At 64.8% G+C, this 14,309-nt stretch carries 17 protein-coding genes; 7 read left to right on the top strand and 10 right to left on the bottom strand.

The features are described 5' to 3' along the window. Positions 1 to 301: 301 nt before the first annotated feature. Positions 302 to 1,042, bottom strand: coding sequence for a hypothetical protein (locus VH326_RS10410; protein WP_329631756.1), 741 nt, complete (start codon positions 1,040 to 1,042; stop codon positions 302 to 304). Positions 1,043 to 1,280: 238 nt separating this feature from the next. On the opposite strand from VH326_RS10410, the gene VH326_RS10405 reads away from it, so the two are divergent. Beyond that, positions 1,281 to 1,454, top strand: a complete 174-nt coding sequence (locus VH326_RS10405) for a hypothetical protein (RefSeq protein ID WP_329631755.1) — start codon at positions 1,281 to 1,283, stop codon at positions 1,452 to 1,454. Next, the gene (locus VH326_RS10400; RefSeq protein WP_329631754.1) at positions 1,444 to 1,731 is read left to right on the top strand and encodes a type II toxin-antitoxin system RelE/ParE family toxin; all 288 of its coding nucleotides are present in this window, start codon (positions 1,444 to 1,446) and stop codon (positions 1,729 to 1,731) included. The genes VH326_RS10405 and VH326_RS10400 overlap by 11 nt, the downstream gene beginning before the upstream one ends. A gap of 127 nt (positions 1,732 to 1,858) precedes the next feature. On the opposite strand, the gene VH326_RS10395 is transcribed toward VH326_RS10400, so the two are convergent. From VH326_RS10395 to VH326_RS10370, 6 genes are all read right to left on the bottom strand, one after another. Beyond that, positions 1,859 to 2,137, bottom strand: a complete 279-nt coding sequence (locus tag VH326_RS10395) for a hypothetical protein (protein WP_329631753.1) — start codon at positions 2,135 to 2,137, stop codon at positions 1,859 to 1,861. A gap of 300 nt (positions 2,138 to 2,437) precedes the next feature. Further along, positions 2,438 to 3,127, bottom strand: coding sequence for a hypothetical protein (locus tag VH326_RS10390; protein WP_329631752.1), 690 nt, complete (start codon positions 3,125 to 3,127; stop codon positions 2,438 to 2,440). Positions 3,128 to 3,353: 226 nt separating this feature from the next. Further along, on the bottom strand, positions 3,354 to 3,950 hold the full coding sequence (locus tag VH326_RS10385; protein ID WP_329631751.1) for a DUF6338 family protein: 597 nt from the start codon (positions 3,948 to 3,950) through the stop codon (positions 3,354 to 3,356). A gap of 12 nt (positions 3,951 to 3,962) precedes the next feature. Continuing rightward, positions 3,963 to 5,027, bottom strand: coding sequence for a ribonucleotide-diphosphate reductase subunit beta (locus VH326_RS10380; protein WP_329631750.1), 1,065 nt, complete (start codon positions 5,025 to 5,027; stop codon positions 3,963 to 3,965). 7 nt (positions 5,028 to 5,034) lie between these two features. Then, the gene (locus VH326_RS10375; protein ID WP_329631749.1) at positions 5,035 to 5,334 is read right to left on the bottom strand and encodes a hypothetical protein; all 300 of its coding nucleotides are present in this window, start codon (positions 5,332 to 5,334) and stop codon (positions 5,035 to 5,037) included. Then, on the bottom strand, positions 5,331 to 5,525 hold the full coding sequence (locus VH326_RS10370) for a hypothetical protein (RefSeq protein ID WP_329631748.1): 195 nt from the start codon (positions 5,523 to 5,525) through the stop codon (positions 5,331 to 5,333). The genes VH326_RS10375 and VH326_RS10370 overlap by 4 nt, the downstream gene beginning before the upstream one ends. A 62-nt stretch (positions 5,526 to 5,587) precedes the next feature. On the opposite strand from VH326_RS10370, the gene VH326_RS10365 reads away from it, so the two are divergent. Next, complete coding sequence (locus VH326_RS10365; RefSeq protein ID WP_329631747.1) at positions 5,588 to 5,854, top strand: DUF2171 domain-containing protein; 267 nt, start codon at positions 5,588 to 5,590, stop codon at positions 5,852 to 5,854. Between the two features lie 224 nt (positions 5,855 to 6,078). Here the strand turns inward: VH326_RS10365 and VH326_RS10360 are convergent, their stop codons facing one another. Beyond that, entirely contained in the window at positions 6,079 to 8,010 is a 1,932-nt protein-coding gene (locus tag VH326_RS10360; RefSeq protein ID WP_329631746.1) for a ribonucleoside-diphosphate reductase subunit alpha, read from the bottom strand. 430 nt (positions 8,011 to 8,440) lie between these two features. Here VH326_RS10360 and VH326_RS10355 point away from each other — a divergent pair, with 430 nt between their 5' ends. Together VH326_RS10355 and VH326_RS10350 are read left to right on the top strand one after the other, a co-directional pair. Next, positions 8,441 to 9,430, top strand: coding sequence for a phytanoyl-CoA dioxygenase family protein (locus VH326_RS10355; protein WP_329631745.1), 990 nt, complete (start codon positions 8,441 to 8,443; stop codon positions 9,428 to 9,430). 4 nt (positions 9,431 to 9,434) lie between these two features. Further along, positions 9,435 to 9,785, top strand: coding sequence for a DUF3147 family protein (locus tag VH326_RS10350; RefSeq protein ID WP_329631744.1), 351 nt, complete (start codon positions 9,435 to 9,437; stop codon positions 9,783 to 9,785). Positions 9,786 to 9,919: 134 nt separating this feature from the next. Here VH326_RS10350 and VH326_RS10345 read toward each other — a convergent pair whose 3' ends face one another. Together VH326_RS10345 and VH326_RS10340 are read right to left on the bottom strand one after the other, a co-directional pair. Further along, positions 9,920 to 12,556: an EAL domain-containing protein gene (locus tag VH326_RS10345; RefSeq protein ID WP_329631743.1), complete on the bottom strand. Its 2,637-nt coding sequence runs from the start codon at positions 12,554 to 12,556 to the stop codon at positions 9,920 to 9,922. 191 nt (positions 12,557 to 12,747) lie between these two features. Beyond that, on the bottom strand, positions 12,748 to 13,026 hold the full coding sequence (locus VH326_RS10340) for a hypothetical protein (RefSeq protein ID WP_329631742.1): 279 nt from the start codon (positions 13,024 to 13,026) through the stop codon (positions 12,748 to 12,750). Between the two features lie 84 nt (positions 13,027 to 13,110). Between VH326_RS10340 and VH326_RS10335 the strand changes: the two genes are divergently transcribed. Both VH326_RS10335 and VH326_RS10330 read left to right on the top strand, forming a co-directional pair. Next, positions 13,111 to 13,683 carry a GbsR/MarR family transcriptional regulator gene (locus VH326_RS10335; RefSeq protein ID WP_329631741.1) on the top strand — a complete coding sequence of 191 codons (573 nt, stop codon included), beginning with the start codon at positions 13,111 to 13,113 and terminating at the stop codon, positions 13,681 to 13,683. A 25-nt stretch (positions 13,684 to 13,708) separates the two neighbouring features. Further along, on the top strand, positions 13,709 to 14,309 hold a 601-nt coding region (locus VH326_RS10330), incomplete at its 3' end, for a DUF4166 domain-containing protein (protein WP_329631740.1).

Genomic DNA, 14,309 nt, shown 5'->3' with positions numbered 1-14,309 from the left:
GAGCTCCGGGCCGGAATAACCGGGTTATTCCGCCCCTCGGAGCCGACCCTGCCGGCGGACGGCGCAGCCGGTCCGGCCGAAGGCGCGGATTTACTCCGCGCCTTATCCATACGGGCACGGTGGCGATAGTGGAGGCGTTCCTGGAAAACGCTGCCCCGCCGCGGCGAAGCCGCGTCGTCGGACGAGCTGCGCTCGCCGGCCGGGCCGGCCGCGCGTAGCGAATAGCGGCGCTATTCGCTCGGCGGTTCGGCCGAATGTTCCCAATGTTCGCAGTGACCATGGGCGTTCCCCGCGAGCCCTTTCACCCCGGCAAGTCGGCCAGTTCGTCGAGTTGCCCGGCAAACCCCTCGCGCGCGGCGGCCTGGGGATCGGCGCCGTCGCTGCCGCGCTGTTCCGATGGGGCGGCGTAGCGGCGGGGATCGAGCCGGGCCAGCAGCCACATCAGCAGCTTGTCGCTGGGCAGGCGCTTCTCGATCATCAGCTCGCCGCGATGCCAGACCTGTTCGGTGCGGCCGTGGATCGCGCGGTCGAACGCGAGCGCCGACAGCCGCCCGACCGCGAGCTGTTCCGCGGTGTCCCACGCAGCGGCAAAGGCCGGCGAACGCATCCGCAGCCGATATGCCGAGCGCGCGGAAAGCCGCGCGGTGGCGCTGGCGAGATGAACCGACCCGGTCTCCGCCAGATTGGCGAGGAAGTAACGCTGGCGGACGGCGCTCCACCCCGCGAGCCGGTTGCGGCTGTCGTCCAGCTCGACGCCGTCGAACGGCGTGGCGGCAACCGGCTCGGTGGCACCTTGCGCGGCGTCCGCGGGATCGGGATCGGCGGCGGCGTCGGTGGTCTCGCGCTCGACATTCGCCGCCGCCGCAGCGGGCGCCAGCAAATCGGTGGGCCAGACTTCCTGGCGATCGGTGATCGGCACGAGCGAGAGGCTCGGCCCGCCCTCCTCGTCGGCCGCCTCCGCGATCGCCTCATGCCGCTTGGTCGCGGCCACCCAATCGTCGAACTCCTCGAGCGACATTTCTTTGGCAGGTCTGTGGCGCATACATAACTCCTATCGGGGTTGAAGGAGCCAAGCCATATAACCAAAAAGGTTCGTGTAGGAAAATGCTTTGGGCAGCGGATCAGCGGAGCTAATCCGCGGTCGGCGCAAGCGCCGAGCCCAAAGCACTGCCGGCGGGTGGGCGCAGCCCAGCCCGGCCGAAGGCGCGGATTTACTCCGCGCCAGCTCCCTTGGACGTTCGCACTTTGCGAAGATGGCAATCAACTATATATCAAAGACCATGAAGCACACGGCCATCACCGACGAGAAGGTCGAAGCCGATACGGCGGCGCAAGAACCCGGCTATGCTGCGTGGAAGCGCGCCAAGGTCGAGCGCGGTCTGGCGCAAGCCAAGGATCGCTCGGCGATGATCCCCGCCGATCAGGTGCTCGATGCGCTGAAGCTTGCGCGTTAGCTTCACGCCGCAGGCGCAGGACGACCTGAGGTCGATCCGCGACTGGATTGCCGAAGACGATGAGCAGGCCGCCGATCGCGTTGTCGCTCGGATCGTCCAGACCGCGATGATGTTCGGGCAGTTTCCGATGCTGGGGCGGAGCGGCGCGGTCGATGGCACGCGCGAGTTTTCGGTGGTCGGGCTGCCGTATCTGATTGTGTATGAAGTCGCGTCGGAGGCCGAGATCGACGTGCTGACGGTGCTGCACACGCGGCGGCGGTATCCGCCGCTGGATTGAGTGCATTTAGTAAACTGTCACCGTACCTAATTCCCCGAAGGGTCCCGCCGCGGCAAAGCCGCGTCGTCGGACGGGTAGCTTCGCCACCCGCCGGCCGGGTTGGCCGCTGAATCCGAAAATAGCGCCGCTATTTTCTGGCGGCCGCCCAGTGCTCGCGCTCGACCTTGCCCTCGATCACCGCCTTGCCGAACGCCTTGCGCATCGTCGCGGCGTCGTCGGGGTTGGTCATCACCACGCGCGTGCCGGCGCCGTTGGGCAGCGTCTCGATCGCGCTGATGCTGGTCTTGTGCTTGGCGCACAGCGCCTCGACGTCGGCGCGCGCGGTGGTGACGTTGATCGCGCGCGAGGTGCCGGGGGTGCTCCAGCTGTCGTGGCCGTTGGTGGCGGGGACGTTGATCGGCATCATCGTAATCAGGCTCCTTGCATAGCGGGAGCATGACGACTCTCAGTCGCGCCGATGCTGGTGGCGGGGACGCGATGGCGAAGCACGTAGGGTGCGCGCCGAGAAATAGCGAACGCTATTTCGCGCAGCAGCGCGCACCGCTGCCGGCGGGCCGGCAAAGCCGAACCCGGCCGAAGGCGCGCTCGGCGCAGTCGAATAGCGCCGCTATTCGGCGTCGCGGCGCCGAGCCCTGCCGGCGGGTCGGCCACGCCGAACCCGGCCGAAGGCGCGGATTTACTCCGCGCCGTCATTATATTGGGATGATTATTCTGTGGACCCGGCGTCGAACTCAGCGTGAGAACCCGCTCGGTTTAATTCGCCTGCGATCCAATATTTTAATGGAAAGCCTTTGCGAGCTTTTAACGCCTCGACCCGAAGCACTACCGGTTGACGTTTCTCGTCGAGCAGCGCGATAGCCTTATAGCCGCTTTGTGTGGTGATCGCCTCCGATGAAATCGGATTACCGCCTTCTACGCGCAGAATTATGGGCTCGCAGCGATGACGCTGCTTTTTATACCAAACGACTGAAAGCTCGCTGTTCGTTAGAAATTTTTGCCGGATTAATGTTGGGCGGAGGCTGGCGACAAGGGGCTCGGCGTCTACGGAGAAGCCAAGGCGCTCAATTTCCATGATGTACATAGCGATATCAGATGCACGCATCGCCTTGTGACCCCAAACTTCACTTAGTTTGCTCACCGGGCCACGATAGCGCGACTCAAAATGCAGATTGTAGGGAGCGAGAAGACATTCAAAATCGTCGTTATGCCTTGCTAGCATATCGGCCCGATCATCTGTTTCCCACAAAACGTCTTGAATGTCGCAGGACACGCCCCAGCCGTCGCTAATAATATCAACGTGCGCGGTCCGTTCTCCGTCCGAGCGCCCCGGGCGATGATTGGTATTTAATTGCTCCCATATGCGCGCAAGTGCGCCGCCAGCGACATCAATTTCCATCGTAAGGCTCCAGGTTGATCTGAACTCGCAACCCCGAAAAAACGACTAAAGAGCTTCTATTCGGATGACTTTTCGGGCTCTTTTCCCCCACCGCCGCCGGTCGGCGGAGATCCCACCTCGCTTGTTTCCGGCTGATAACCACCCCGAACTTCTTCTGTGGGAATCTCCAACGGGATATGCCCCTTTTGCAGGTTCTCCCAATCCACAGACCGGTCTCTTCCCATGTCTAACTCCTGTCAAAAAACTCCACCCACCTTATGTCTCTACCGCACAATAGGACAGATCTTTTTGGTTCTTTAACCTTCCAAGGGCCTTTTTCCTCGATCGACCAAACTTGTTCAATCAAGACATCTCTTTCAGATGCTGCAGTAGAAGCAAACGACTGCCGCCCCATTATTCCGGCATAAAGCGTCCCATCGGTCAGTCTGACAAGCACAAATGTTCCCTTTACAACACGCGAGAACGCGTAATCCCAAGCAGCCGGAATATGATGACTAACTCTAAGGCCAGCTAATTTGCATATTCTATAAAATAAATCGCTCTGATCTAAAAATACTACAGCAACTCCGACTAAGCACGGCATAATAAAATATTGTAAAAGCTGCCATTGCCAGTCCCACAATATCACACCGTTATGGGCATGGAAAATTGGGTATGCGGCTGCGTAATATGCCGAAGAGGCTACCCCATACGCGAGCAACTTGTCCTTCAGATCGGCCACATCTCCGCTACGAAAGCGAGACCGGATAGCAATAATTATTAATCCGGGCGCCAAGAGGCCGACCAGTTTTGTTAGTTCGCTCGCTGAGGGTAAGTCGGGCAACTGCCGATCGTCCTATTCCGCCGCCATGCCCGCCTCGCCAAACATATCCCCGCTCTCGCCATCCCCCGCGGCATCCTCATTCGCCGCCGGCCCAGCCTTCGCCTTCTGCCGCTTGTCGAACGAATCCCAAACGTCGTTCCACTGCCCGCGCGTCGCGGCCTTCGAATATTCGGTCGCGCGTTGTTCGAAGAAGTTGGCGTGCTCCACCCCGTTGAGCAGCGGGCTGAGCCAAGGGAGGGGGTGTTCGTCGATCATGTAGATCGGCTTCATGCCCAATTGCCCCAGCCGCCAGTCGGCGATGTAGCGGACGTATTTCTTGATGTCCTTTGGCGCCATGCCGTTGACCGGGCCCTGTTCGAACGCGAGGTCGATGAACGCGTCCTCGAGCCGGACGGTGGTTTGGCACTGATCGGCGATGTCGTCCTTGACCGCCTTGGTCAGGCAGTCGCGTTCCTTCACGAAGGCGTGGAACAGCCGGATGATGCCTTCGCAATGCAGGCTTTCGTCGCGCACCGACCATGACACGATCTGGCCCATGCCCTTCATCTTGTTGAAGCGCGGGAAGTTCATCAGCATCGCGAAGCTGGCGAACAATTGCACGCCCTCGGTGAAGCCGCCGAACATCGCCAGCGTGCGCGCAATGTCCTGGTCGGTGTCGACGCCGAATTGCTGCAGGTAATCGTGCTTGTCCTTCATTTCCCCATATTCGAGGAACATGCCGTATTCGCTTTCGGGCATGCCGATCGTGTCGAGCAAGTGGCTGTACGCGGCGATGTGGACCGTTTCCATGTTGCTGAACGCGGTCAGCATCATCTTGATCTCGGTCGGCTTGAACACGCGGCCGTATTTGTCGTGATAGCAATCCTGCACCTCGACATCGGCCTGGGTGAAGAAGCGGAAGATCTGGGTCAGCAGGTTGCGCTCGTGATCGGACAGCTTTTGCGCCCAGTCGCGGCAATCCTCTCCCAGCGGCACTTCCTCGGGCAGCCAGTGGAGCTGTTGCTGACGCTTCCAGAACTCGAACGCCCAGGGGTATTCGAACGGCTTGTACTGCTTGCGGGCTTCGAGAAGGGACATGGGGGGTTTAGCCTTTCGGACCTAGAAAACTAACAATACCGACAATAGCGACCAAGAGTAAGAACGCGCCCAGCAGGCGCGGGAAAATCAGCCGCTTTCCGAGCAGCGGCCCGGCCATGCGCGGCCACAAAAGATACGAAATCCCCAGCGCGGTGAGCATGGCGGGGATGATCGCTTTGGCCCAATGGGGTGGCTGCCCATCCCGCGCCATATAGCTGACCACCAGATAGGTAGCGCCCAATACCGCACCGAGCATCACCAGAATGTTGGCGATCAACGGGGGCTTACCGGGAATTGCTTCGCTCATGCCGCCCCCCAACTCGCCATCGCGGTCGCGAAACCGCCGAGGATCAGCGCGAGCATGAGCAGCATCGTAGCACCAATGCGGCGGGCATAGACCGCGCCTTCGCTCGACCCGCGGATGCCGACCAGCACGCCGGCCCCGCCCAGCGCTGCGACGGCGGCGACGGTGCCCATGATGATCGGCGCACGAGTCATGCGACCAACTCGGCTTTCGCGCGTTTCGCAAGCGGAACCATCAACCCCATAGGAGCACGCGCATGGCCGACATCAGCCAGATCAAGGAACATATGGAAGTCATCGGCGCCGACGGCGTCCATGTCGGCACCGTCGACCATGTCGAGGGCGACCGCATCAAGCTGACCAAGAAGGATTCGGCCGCCGATATCAACGAAGGGCAGGGCAGCCATGCCGGGCACCACCACTACATCTCGACCGGGCTGGTCGCCGACGTCGAGGGCGACAAGGTGCGGCTGAGCGCCAACGCCGACGTCGCGGTGACCTTCGAGGAAGAAGCGGGGGCGTGAGTCGATAGCCCGCGCGCGGAGCGTCCGCGCGACGGTTGAGCGAGCCCCGGCCGCCGCGAGGCGGACCGGGGCTTCGTTCGATGGGCTGTCAACGTTCTTCATTCTCTCCTCAGCCGGTCCCCACCGGCCTTCCGCGCCACGCCGTCAGACGGAGCCGCTGCGCGGCACCGCTACCCGCCGTGGCGTCTCCCGGATTGCTCACGCAATCCGGGTGCGCCCGCACCTCACTGACAAGCCAGGCACTCGTCATAATCGGTCGTCTCGGCCAGCTCGAACCGCGGCGCTTCGATCGTGTTGTCGGCCTCGACCCCGCCGGCGAAGCCCGCGCGCTGGACCGATTTCGAGCGCAGGTAGTAAAGCGACTTGATGCCCAATTCCCACGCGCGGAAGTGGAGCATCAGCAAGTCCCACTTCTCGACATCGGCGGGGATGAACAGATTGAGGCTGGTCGACTGGTCGACGTACGGCGTGCGGTCGCCCTGGAGTTCGAGCAGCCAGCGCTGGTCGATCTCGAAGCTGGTCTTGTAGCAGTCCTTTTCCTCCTGGGTGAGGAAGTCGAGGTGCTGGACCGAGCCGCCGCGCTCGAGGATTGAGCTCCACACCGCGTCCGAGTTCTTGGCCTTCTCGATCAGGATCTTTTCGAGGTGCGGGTTCTTGACCGAGGTCGATCCCGACAGCGTCTTGTGCGTGTAGATGTTGGCCGGGACCGGCTCGATGCACGCGCTGGTGCCGCCGCAGATGATGCTGATGCTCGCGGTCGGCGCGATCGCCATCTTGCAGCTGAAGCGCTCCATCACGCCCATGTCGGCGGCGTCGGGGCAGGGGCCGCGCTCGACCGCGAGCGCCATCGACGCGGCGTCGGCCTGGCCCTTGATGTGCTTGAACATCTTGAGGTTCCACGACTTCGCCATCGCGCCCTCGAATGCCAGCCCGCGCGCTTGCAGGAACGAGTGGAAGCCCATCACGCCCAGCCCGACCGACCGCTCGCGCATCGCCGAGTAAGCGGCGCGCTCCATCCCCGGCTCGGCGCGGTCGATATAATCCTGCAGCACGTTGTCTAGGAAGCGCATCACGTCCTCGATAAAGCCCTCTTCCTTGTTCCACTGGTCCCAGGCTTCGAGGTTGAGGCTGGAGAGGCAGCATACCGCGGTGCGCTCCTGGCCGAGATGGTCGGTGCCGGTCGGCAGCGTGATTTCGGAGCAGAGGTTCGAGGTCGAGACCTTGAGACCGAGCTCGCGGTGATGCTTGGGCATCGTCGAGTTCACGTGGTCGGCGAAGATGATGTACGGCTCGCCGGTGGACAGCCGAGTTTCGACCAGCTTCTGGAACAGCGCGCGGGCATCGACCTTGCCGCGCTCCGACCCGTCTTTAGGGCTGCGCAGCGTCCATTCCTCGCCCTCACGCACGGCTTCCATGAACGCGTCGGGGATCAGCACGCCGTGGTGGAGGTTGAGAGCCTTTCTGTTGAAGTCGCCGGAAGGCTTTCTGATCTCGAGGAATTCCTCGATCTCGGGATGCGAGATGTCGAGGTAGCAAGCCGCCGATCCGCGGCGCAAGCTGCCCTGGCTGATCGCCAGCGTCAGGCTGTCCATCACGCGCACGAACGGGATGATCCCGCTGGTCTTGCCGTTCAATCCGACCGGCTCGCCGATGCCGCGGACGTTGCCCCAATAGGTGCCGATCCCGCCGCCGCGCGAGGCCAGCCAGACATTCTCGTTCCACGTATCGACGATGCCGTTGAGGCTGTCGGGGACCGAATTGAGGAAGCACGAGATCGGCAAGCCCCGCCCGGTGCCGCCGTTCGACAATACCGGGGTCGCCGGCATGAACCACAGCCGCGAGATATAGTCGTAGATGCGCTGCGCGTGCGCGGCGTCGTCGGCATAGGCCGAGGCCACCCGCACGAACAGATCCTGGTACGATTCGCCCGGCAGCAGATAGCGGTCGGTGAGCGTGTCCTTGCCGAAATCGGTCAGCAGCGAATCGCGCGAATGATCGACTTCGAGCGCATAAGGCTGTGGCACGATCGCCTTCGAATCGCGCTTCTTGGACGCTTTGGCGGTGCTCGCCGCCTTGGTGGTGGCGGTGCTCGCTGTCGCTTCGATCGCGTCGGTCGCCATGTTCTCGCCCGTTCCCTCGGTGTCTCTGAAATCCATCATCCGCCCCTGCCTTAGCGCGCCTTAAACGCCGCTTTGCGTATCGACTCGGGGGCGAACCCCCATGCTACCATCCGGGTGCGACCGGCCAAGAACAAAAACAGTCCACAGCCTGTGCATCGGGCGCAGGAAGACGCCTTCCGCGATATGGGGTCGCGGCCGATCGTCTACCAGTGCTTGGGTTCGCCCCCGAACTGAACCTCAACAGATTGTGCCCAACTGCCTCCGGACGCAATATACTAAATGACGTTTTAATGACTCGGTTCGTCGCTATTTTGAGTCGTTTCGTGGAAGGTCCGGACCGGCCCATTCGCCGCGACGCGCGGGTTTCCGCGGGGTTCGCCAAAGGCAAGGGAACGAACGCGGAACCGGCATAAATTTTTTTCGGCGCGCTGGACCCGATCAACCGGTTGTGGTCGAGTCCGCGACGATGAGCGAGACGGCGATTCAACCGAGCGAGATTCGGGGGCTACGCGATCTGTGGGCGCGGATGCGAGGTCGGCCCGATCCGGGCGACCCGCGCGGCGTGCCGTTCAGGTCGTTGCTCGATTCGGTCGGGCTGGGGCTCGAACAGACGCTGACTCGGTTGCGCGATCAGCCCGACTGGCCGGAGTTCGCGGATTGGGTGACGGCGACGGCGGGGCCGATCGATCGCGCCCGGATCGCGCGCTACCACGCCTGGTATGACGACGCGCCGCCGCCGGCCGCCGAGGTCACCCGGCGCGCGGCGGTGATGGCCGCGCCGCCGGTGTTCGCTTCGAACGATCTGGCGGCATGGGAGCGCGACGGCGTCGTCGTGCTGCGCGAAGCGATCACGCGTGACGAGGCTGCGGCGATCGCCGACCATCTATGGGCGCTGATCGATGCCGATCCGGACCATCCCGCGAGCTGGTACGGTCCGCGCACCAACGGCATCATGATCCAGCATTTCCAGCACCCGGCGATGGACGTGCCGCGGCGATCGGCGCGGATCGCGAAGGGGTTCGCCGAATTGTACGGCCATGCCGACCTGATCGCGTCGACCGACCGGCTGAGCTTCAACCCACCCGAGCGCGGCGGCTACCGATTTCCCGGGCCGCATCTGCATTGGGACAACAGTCTCGCGCCACCGATCCCGTTCGAGACTCAGGCGATCCTCTATCTGACCGACACCGCGGCCGACCAGGGCGCTTTGCAAGTCGTCCCGGGGTTCCACCATCGGCTCGCGGAGGGCTGGCTCGAGTCGCTCGACGGCGCCGATCCACGCCAGGTCGATCTGTCGGGGCAAGCGGTGACGGTACCGGCGGGCGCGGGCGACCTCGTCATCTGGCGCCACGAAATCCCCCACGGCGCCAGCGCCAACCGCAGCGGCCGGCCCAGGCTGGCGCAATACGTCAATATGTATCCGATGGCGTGGCCCGACGGACGAGAGTGGATTTGATTCGATGCTCTATCTTATGCTCAAGGCGGGGATATCGGGGGTGCTGATCGCGGCCGCCTCGACCTTGGCCAAGCGCTACCCCGGGTTCGGCGCGTTGATCGCTTCGCTGCCGTTGGTGTCGGTGCTCGGGATGATCTGGCTGTGGGGTGAGAAGCCTGATGCGGAGAATATGGCCGCGCATGCCGGCGCGACCTTTTGGTACGTGCTACCGTCGTTGCCGATGTTTCTGCTGATCCCGGCGCTGCTTCGGCACGGCTTGAACTTCTGGCTGGCGCTGGCGCTCGGCTGTGCCCTGACCGTCGCGCTCTACACGCTGATGACGTGGATCGGACCGCGCTTCGGGCTGAGCCTTTGATCCGCTCAGCGTATAGGCGGCACCAGCCCGCTCCCCCCACCCGACCGCCCACACGATATTCTGATTGGGCCGGTCGGGTGGGGGAGCGGGCTGGTGCCGCACCCGAGCTTCAGCGTAGCTGAAGCCGCAAACGGTCAACCCGCCTTGCGCAGCCCGCGATTGGGCGCCGCGGCGTTGAGCCGCTCAAGGTTGAAATATTCGCTGAACTCGACCCCGGCGCGGCCGTCCTTGGCCCAGCGCACCGTCGCCGGGAACATCTGCCCTTCGAGCAATTCGAGCTGGACGTCGACGCCGACCGGGTCGCCGGGGAATTCGATTCCGTCGATCATCGCGCCGGTGGACGAGATGTTGCGGATGCGCACCTCGCCCTGCGCGATGCCGAGGTCGAGCATCGCGGTGCGCAGCATCGTCGAGCGCGGGCTGCGGCTCGCTTTATAGCCCTTGGCGGTGGCCTGACCGCCCGCGGCATTGAGCTGGAGGACGACGTCCTCGCACCGCATCGCCTTGCCGTAGACATAGCCCTGGATGTGGCTGCAGCCGAGCTCGCGGATCAGCTCGACCTCGTCCTGATGCTCGACGCCTTCGGCGGTGGTTTCCATATACAGCGTGTTGGCGAGCGTCACGATCGCCTTGATGATCGCGGCGTTGCGGTTGCCGGGGACGGCGGCGCCGCGCACGAAGCTCTGGTCGATCTTGATCTTGTCGAACGGCGCCTTCTTCAAATAGCCCAATGAGGAATAGCCGGTGCCGAAATCGTCGAGCGCGAGGCGGACGCCGAGCGATTTCAGCTTGGCGAACATATCGTCGGTCGATTCGCTTTCGACCAGGAACACGCCTTCGGTGATCTCGAGCTCGAGCTGGCGCGGCTGGATCTGCGAATTGGCGAGCGCGCTCATCACGATGGTCGGCAGGCTCGGATCGACGAACTGGAGCGGCGAGAGGTTCACCGCGACGCGAATCTGCTCGGGCCATTTCGCCGCCTCGTGGCAGGCGGTGCGCAGCACCCATTCGCCGATCTGCGGGATCAGGCCGCTCTCCTCGGCGAGCGGAATGAAGATGCTGGGCGATATCACGCCGCGGCTGGCGTGGTGCCAGCGCACCAACGCCTCGAAGCCCGACAATTGCTCGCTCTGCGCGTTGACCACGGGCTGGTAGACGAGCTGGAGCTCGCCGCGGCCGATCGCCTTGCGGAGGTCGTTCTCGAGGATCTGCCGGTCCTGCGCCTCGCTGTGCATTTCCGGCGCGAAGAAGCAGAAGGTGCCGCGGCCCGCGGCCTTGGCCGAATAGAGGGCGAGATCGGCGTTGCGGATCAGGGCGTCGGCGCAGGTGTCGACGGTCGGCGCGATCGCGATCCCGACCGAGGCACCGATCGAGATATTGTGGCCTTCGATCGAATAAGGCATCGAGATCTGCTGGATCAGCCGCTCGGCGAGGCTGGCCAGCGCGGCGCCGTCGTGGAGCGTGGGCAGCACCGCCTCGAACTCGTCGCCGCCGAGCCGGCCGATCTGGCCCTTGACGCCGACCACGGAGGTGAGGCGCTGGGCGACCTGCTTGAGCAGGGCATCGCCGATCGGGTGGCCGAGCGTGTCGTTGACGTTCTTGAAGCGATCGAGGTCGATCAGGAAGAGCGCGCAGGCCGCGCTCCCCTGCTGGTTCTGCAGCGCCTCATCGAGCGTGCGGCGCATCAGCATGCGGTTGGGCAGGCCGGTCAGCGAATCATATTTGGCAAGGCGGTTGATCTCCTCGTCCGAGCGGCGCTGCTGGGTGAGATCGGTGCCGATGCCGCGGAAGCCGAGGAAGCGGCCATGCTCGTCGAAGCTCGGCGTGCCCGACAGCGACCACCAGGTCTCGGCCGCGGTGTTGGCGCGGACGGTGACGTCGGTGAAGGGCAGGCGGGCGGAGAGGTGGAAGCCCAGGGTCCGCTCCGAGCCGCCGCCCTCGTCGGCGCCGATCAGCTCGGAAAAGGGGCGGCCGATCAATTCGTCGGCCGCTGTCTGCAGGCAGGCGGCGAGATGCTCGGAGACGTAGGAGAGTGCGCCGCGCCCCGTGGTCTCCCAGAACCAGCCACGGCCGGCCTGCTCGAACTCCTCGATGAAGCGCGAGGCGCGCTGCGCCGACCAGTCGATCTCGATCCGGCGGCGGAGCTGGGCGGCGTCGGCGCCGGCCCGCCGAAAGCTGAAGGCGACGAGACAGAGGGCGAGCAGGGATGCGGCAGCGGTGGCGCCCGGCTCGCCGGTGAGCACCATTATCGCCGCGACGCAGATGACCGAGCCGAGGAGGGCCAAAGCGGGGAAGGAGAGGAAGGCGATCGGAATGGCGAGGATGCCGCCGGCAAAGGCGATGCCCGGGAGGAGCGCGTCCCCCGCGGAGGGGGCGAAGGCGGCCGCGGCGATCCACAACGTGCCGGCGCCGATCGCGTACAGCGCCGCACCCTGGACGGCGAGGTGCGGTGCCAGGCTCGAAACGGGCCGGTGGCGGCACCAGAAGAAGAGGGCGAGATCGAGCGCCGCCACCACGCCGAGCGGCGCCGCGACCAGGGCGGGGAGGGGACCCCGAAGGGCGAGATCGAGCAGGATCGCGCCGCCGCAGATCAGATGGATGGCGAGAAGGAAGGCGGGGGCGAAATCGAGCGCGCGGTTGCGCTCGCGCGCGGCATTCTCCTCCTGCTCGTCCTCGAGCCGGCGAAAGTCGCGCGTCAGCAGCAGCCCGACGGGCGCTCGTCCCTCGGACCTGGCCAAAGCGGGATTGCGATACCTGCGGCTGCCACCCATGGCGGCGCCTTACCGCACCCGCCTTAATATTTATTTGAGGGGCGGGGCGGGTGGCGGTGCCCTGCACGCCCGTTTTCGGCGGGAGCCGGGACCCTTTTCGGTGCGAGGTTTCCCGGAAGGACATGCCCTCATCCTCCCACCGCTGCGCGGCGGGTCCCTCCTTCTCCCCGAAACGGGAGAAGGGATCGGGGTTAGCGGCGGGGCTCCGGATCGTCGCCATTCTGCGCGGCGCGGCGGGCGCGGCATTCGTCGCGTTCGGGATGATGCTCGCAGCGGCGAGCGATCCGGCCCTCGCGCTGCTCCTCCTCGCGGATCTGGCGGCCGCGGCGCTGGTCGGCCTTCGCCTGGTTGGGGGTGACGGCATTAACGCCGGCGCCGACCACGCGCACCGGCAGGGTGACGACGTCGACCGCGGTCCGCGCGAGGAAGGCGGACAGGAGCAGCGGCAAGGCAAGGGCGAGAATACGCATCGCCGCGCCCTAGGCCGAAGCTCCTTGAAGAGTGATGAACGAAACCGGCTTGACAATGATTCGTTTATTACGGATATTTCTGTCATGACAGAAATAATAATGGAAACCCGGCCGCTGCCTCCCGCCGTGGAGAGGTTCGTGCTCCACTGGGGCGACATGGGGAGCCAATGGGGCGTCAACCGTTCGGTCGCGCAGATCCAGGCTTTGCTCTATCTGTCGGAGCGGCCGCTCACCGCCGAGCAGATCGCCGAAACCCTGGTCATGGCGCGCTCCAACGTCTCGAACAGCCTGAAGGAGCTGCTCGGCTGGCGGCTGATCCGGCGCGTGCCGGTGATGGGCGATCGCCGCGACCATTATGAGGCGGAGACCGATCTCTGGGAGATGGTGACGCGGATCGCGCAGGGCCGCAAGGAGCGCGAGATCGATCCCGCCGCGGCAGCGCTGCGCGCCTGCCTCGCCGAGGCGCGCGGCGATGCGAGGATCAGCCCGGTGGCGATGAAGCGGCTCACCGAAATGGGGCGCTTCGTCGAGACGGTGGAGCACTGGTACGACCAGATGATCGCGGTGCCGGCGCCCAAGATCATGGCGCTGATGCGGATGGGCGCGAAGGTCGCGAACTTCCTGAGCTTCGGCCGCAAGGACGGGCAAGGCGGCTAGGGCCGCGCGGAGACGGAGACGGACGATGGCGGAGCAGGGGCGGCGCGAGGCGGAGATCATCCCCTTTCCCGCCGCCCGTCCCGGCCCGGGGCCGGAGATTGGCGACCTGCGCTTCCGCGCGCTGATCGGCGAGGAGGCCTGGGCGCGTCTGCCCGGGGCGGTGCGCGCTCGCTTCGGCAAGCGTGTCTCGGGCTGTGCGGCCATCGTCTACGTCGGCGAGGTCGTCGAATGCCGGCTCAGCGCCGCCGGCTGGCTGCTCGCGCAGCTCGGCCGGCTGATCGGCGCGCCGCTGCCGCTCTGCCGCGCCGCCGACGTGCCGGCCTGCGTCAGCGTCACCGAGGATCCGGCCTTCGCCGGCCAGTTCTGGACGCGCATCTACGGGCGCCGCAGCGGCTTTCCGCAGGTGATCAGCTCGAGCAAGCGCTTCTGTGGGCCGACCGGGCTCGAGGAGCAGGTCGGCGGCGGCTTTGGAATCACGCTACGCGTGGAAGTCGCAAATGGCGCGCTTCATTTCCTCAGCGACCATTATTTCCTGATGGTGCGCGGGCGCCGGCTGCTTCTGCCGAAATTCCTGTCGCCCGGCGTGCTCAGGGTCAGCCATGTCGATTGCAATCACGGCCTATTCG

The sequence above is a fragment of the Sphingomonas sp. genome (genome assembly GCF_036269755.1).
Lineage (GTDB): Bacteria > Pseudomonadota > Alphaproteobacteria > Sphingomonadales > Sphingomonadaceae > Sphingomonas.
Note: the sequence above shows the minus strand (reverse complement) of the source record. Positions and strands in the feature narration are given on the sequence as shown.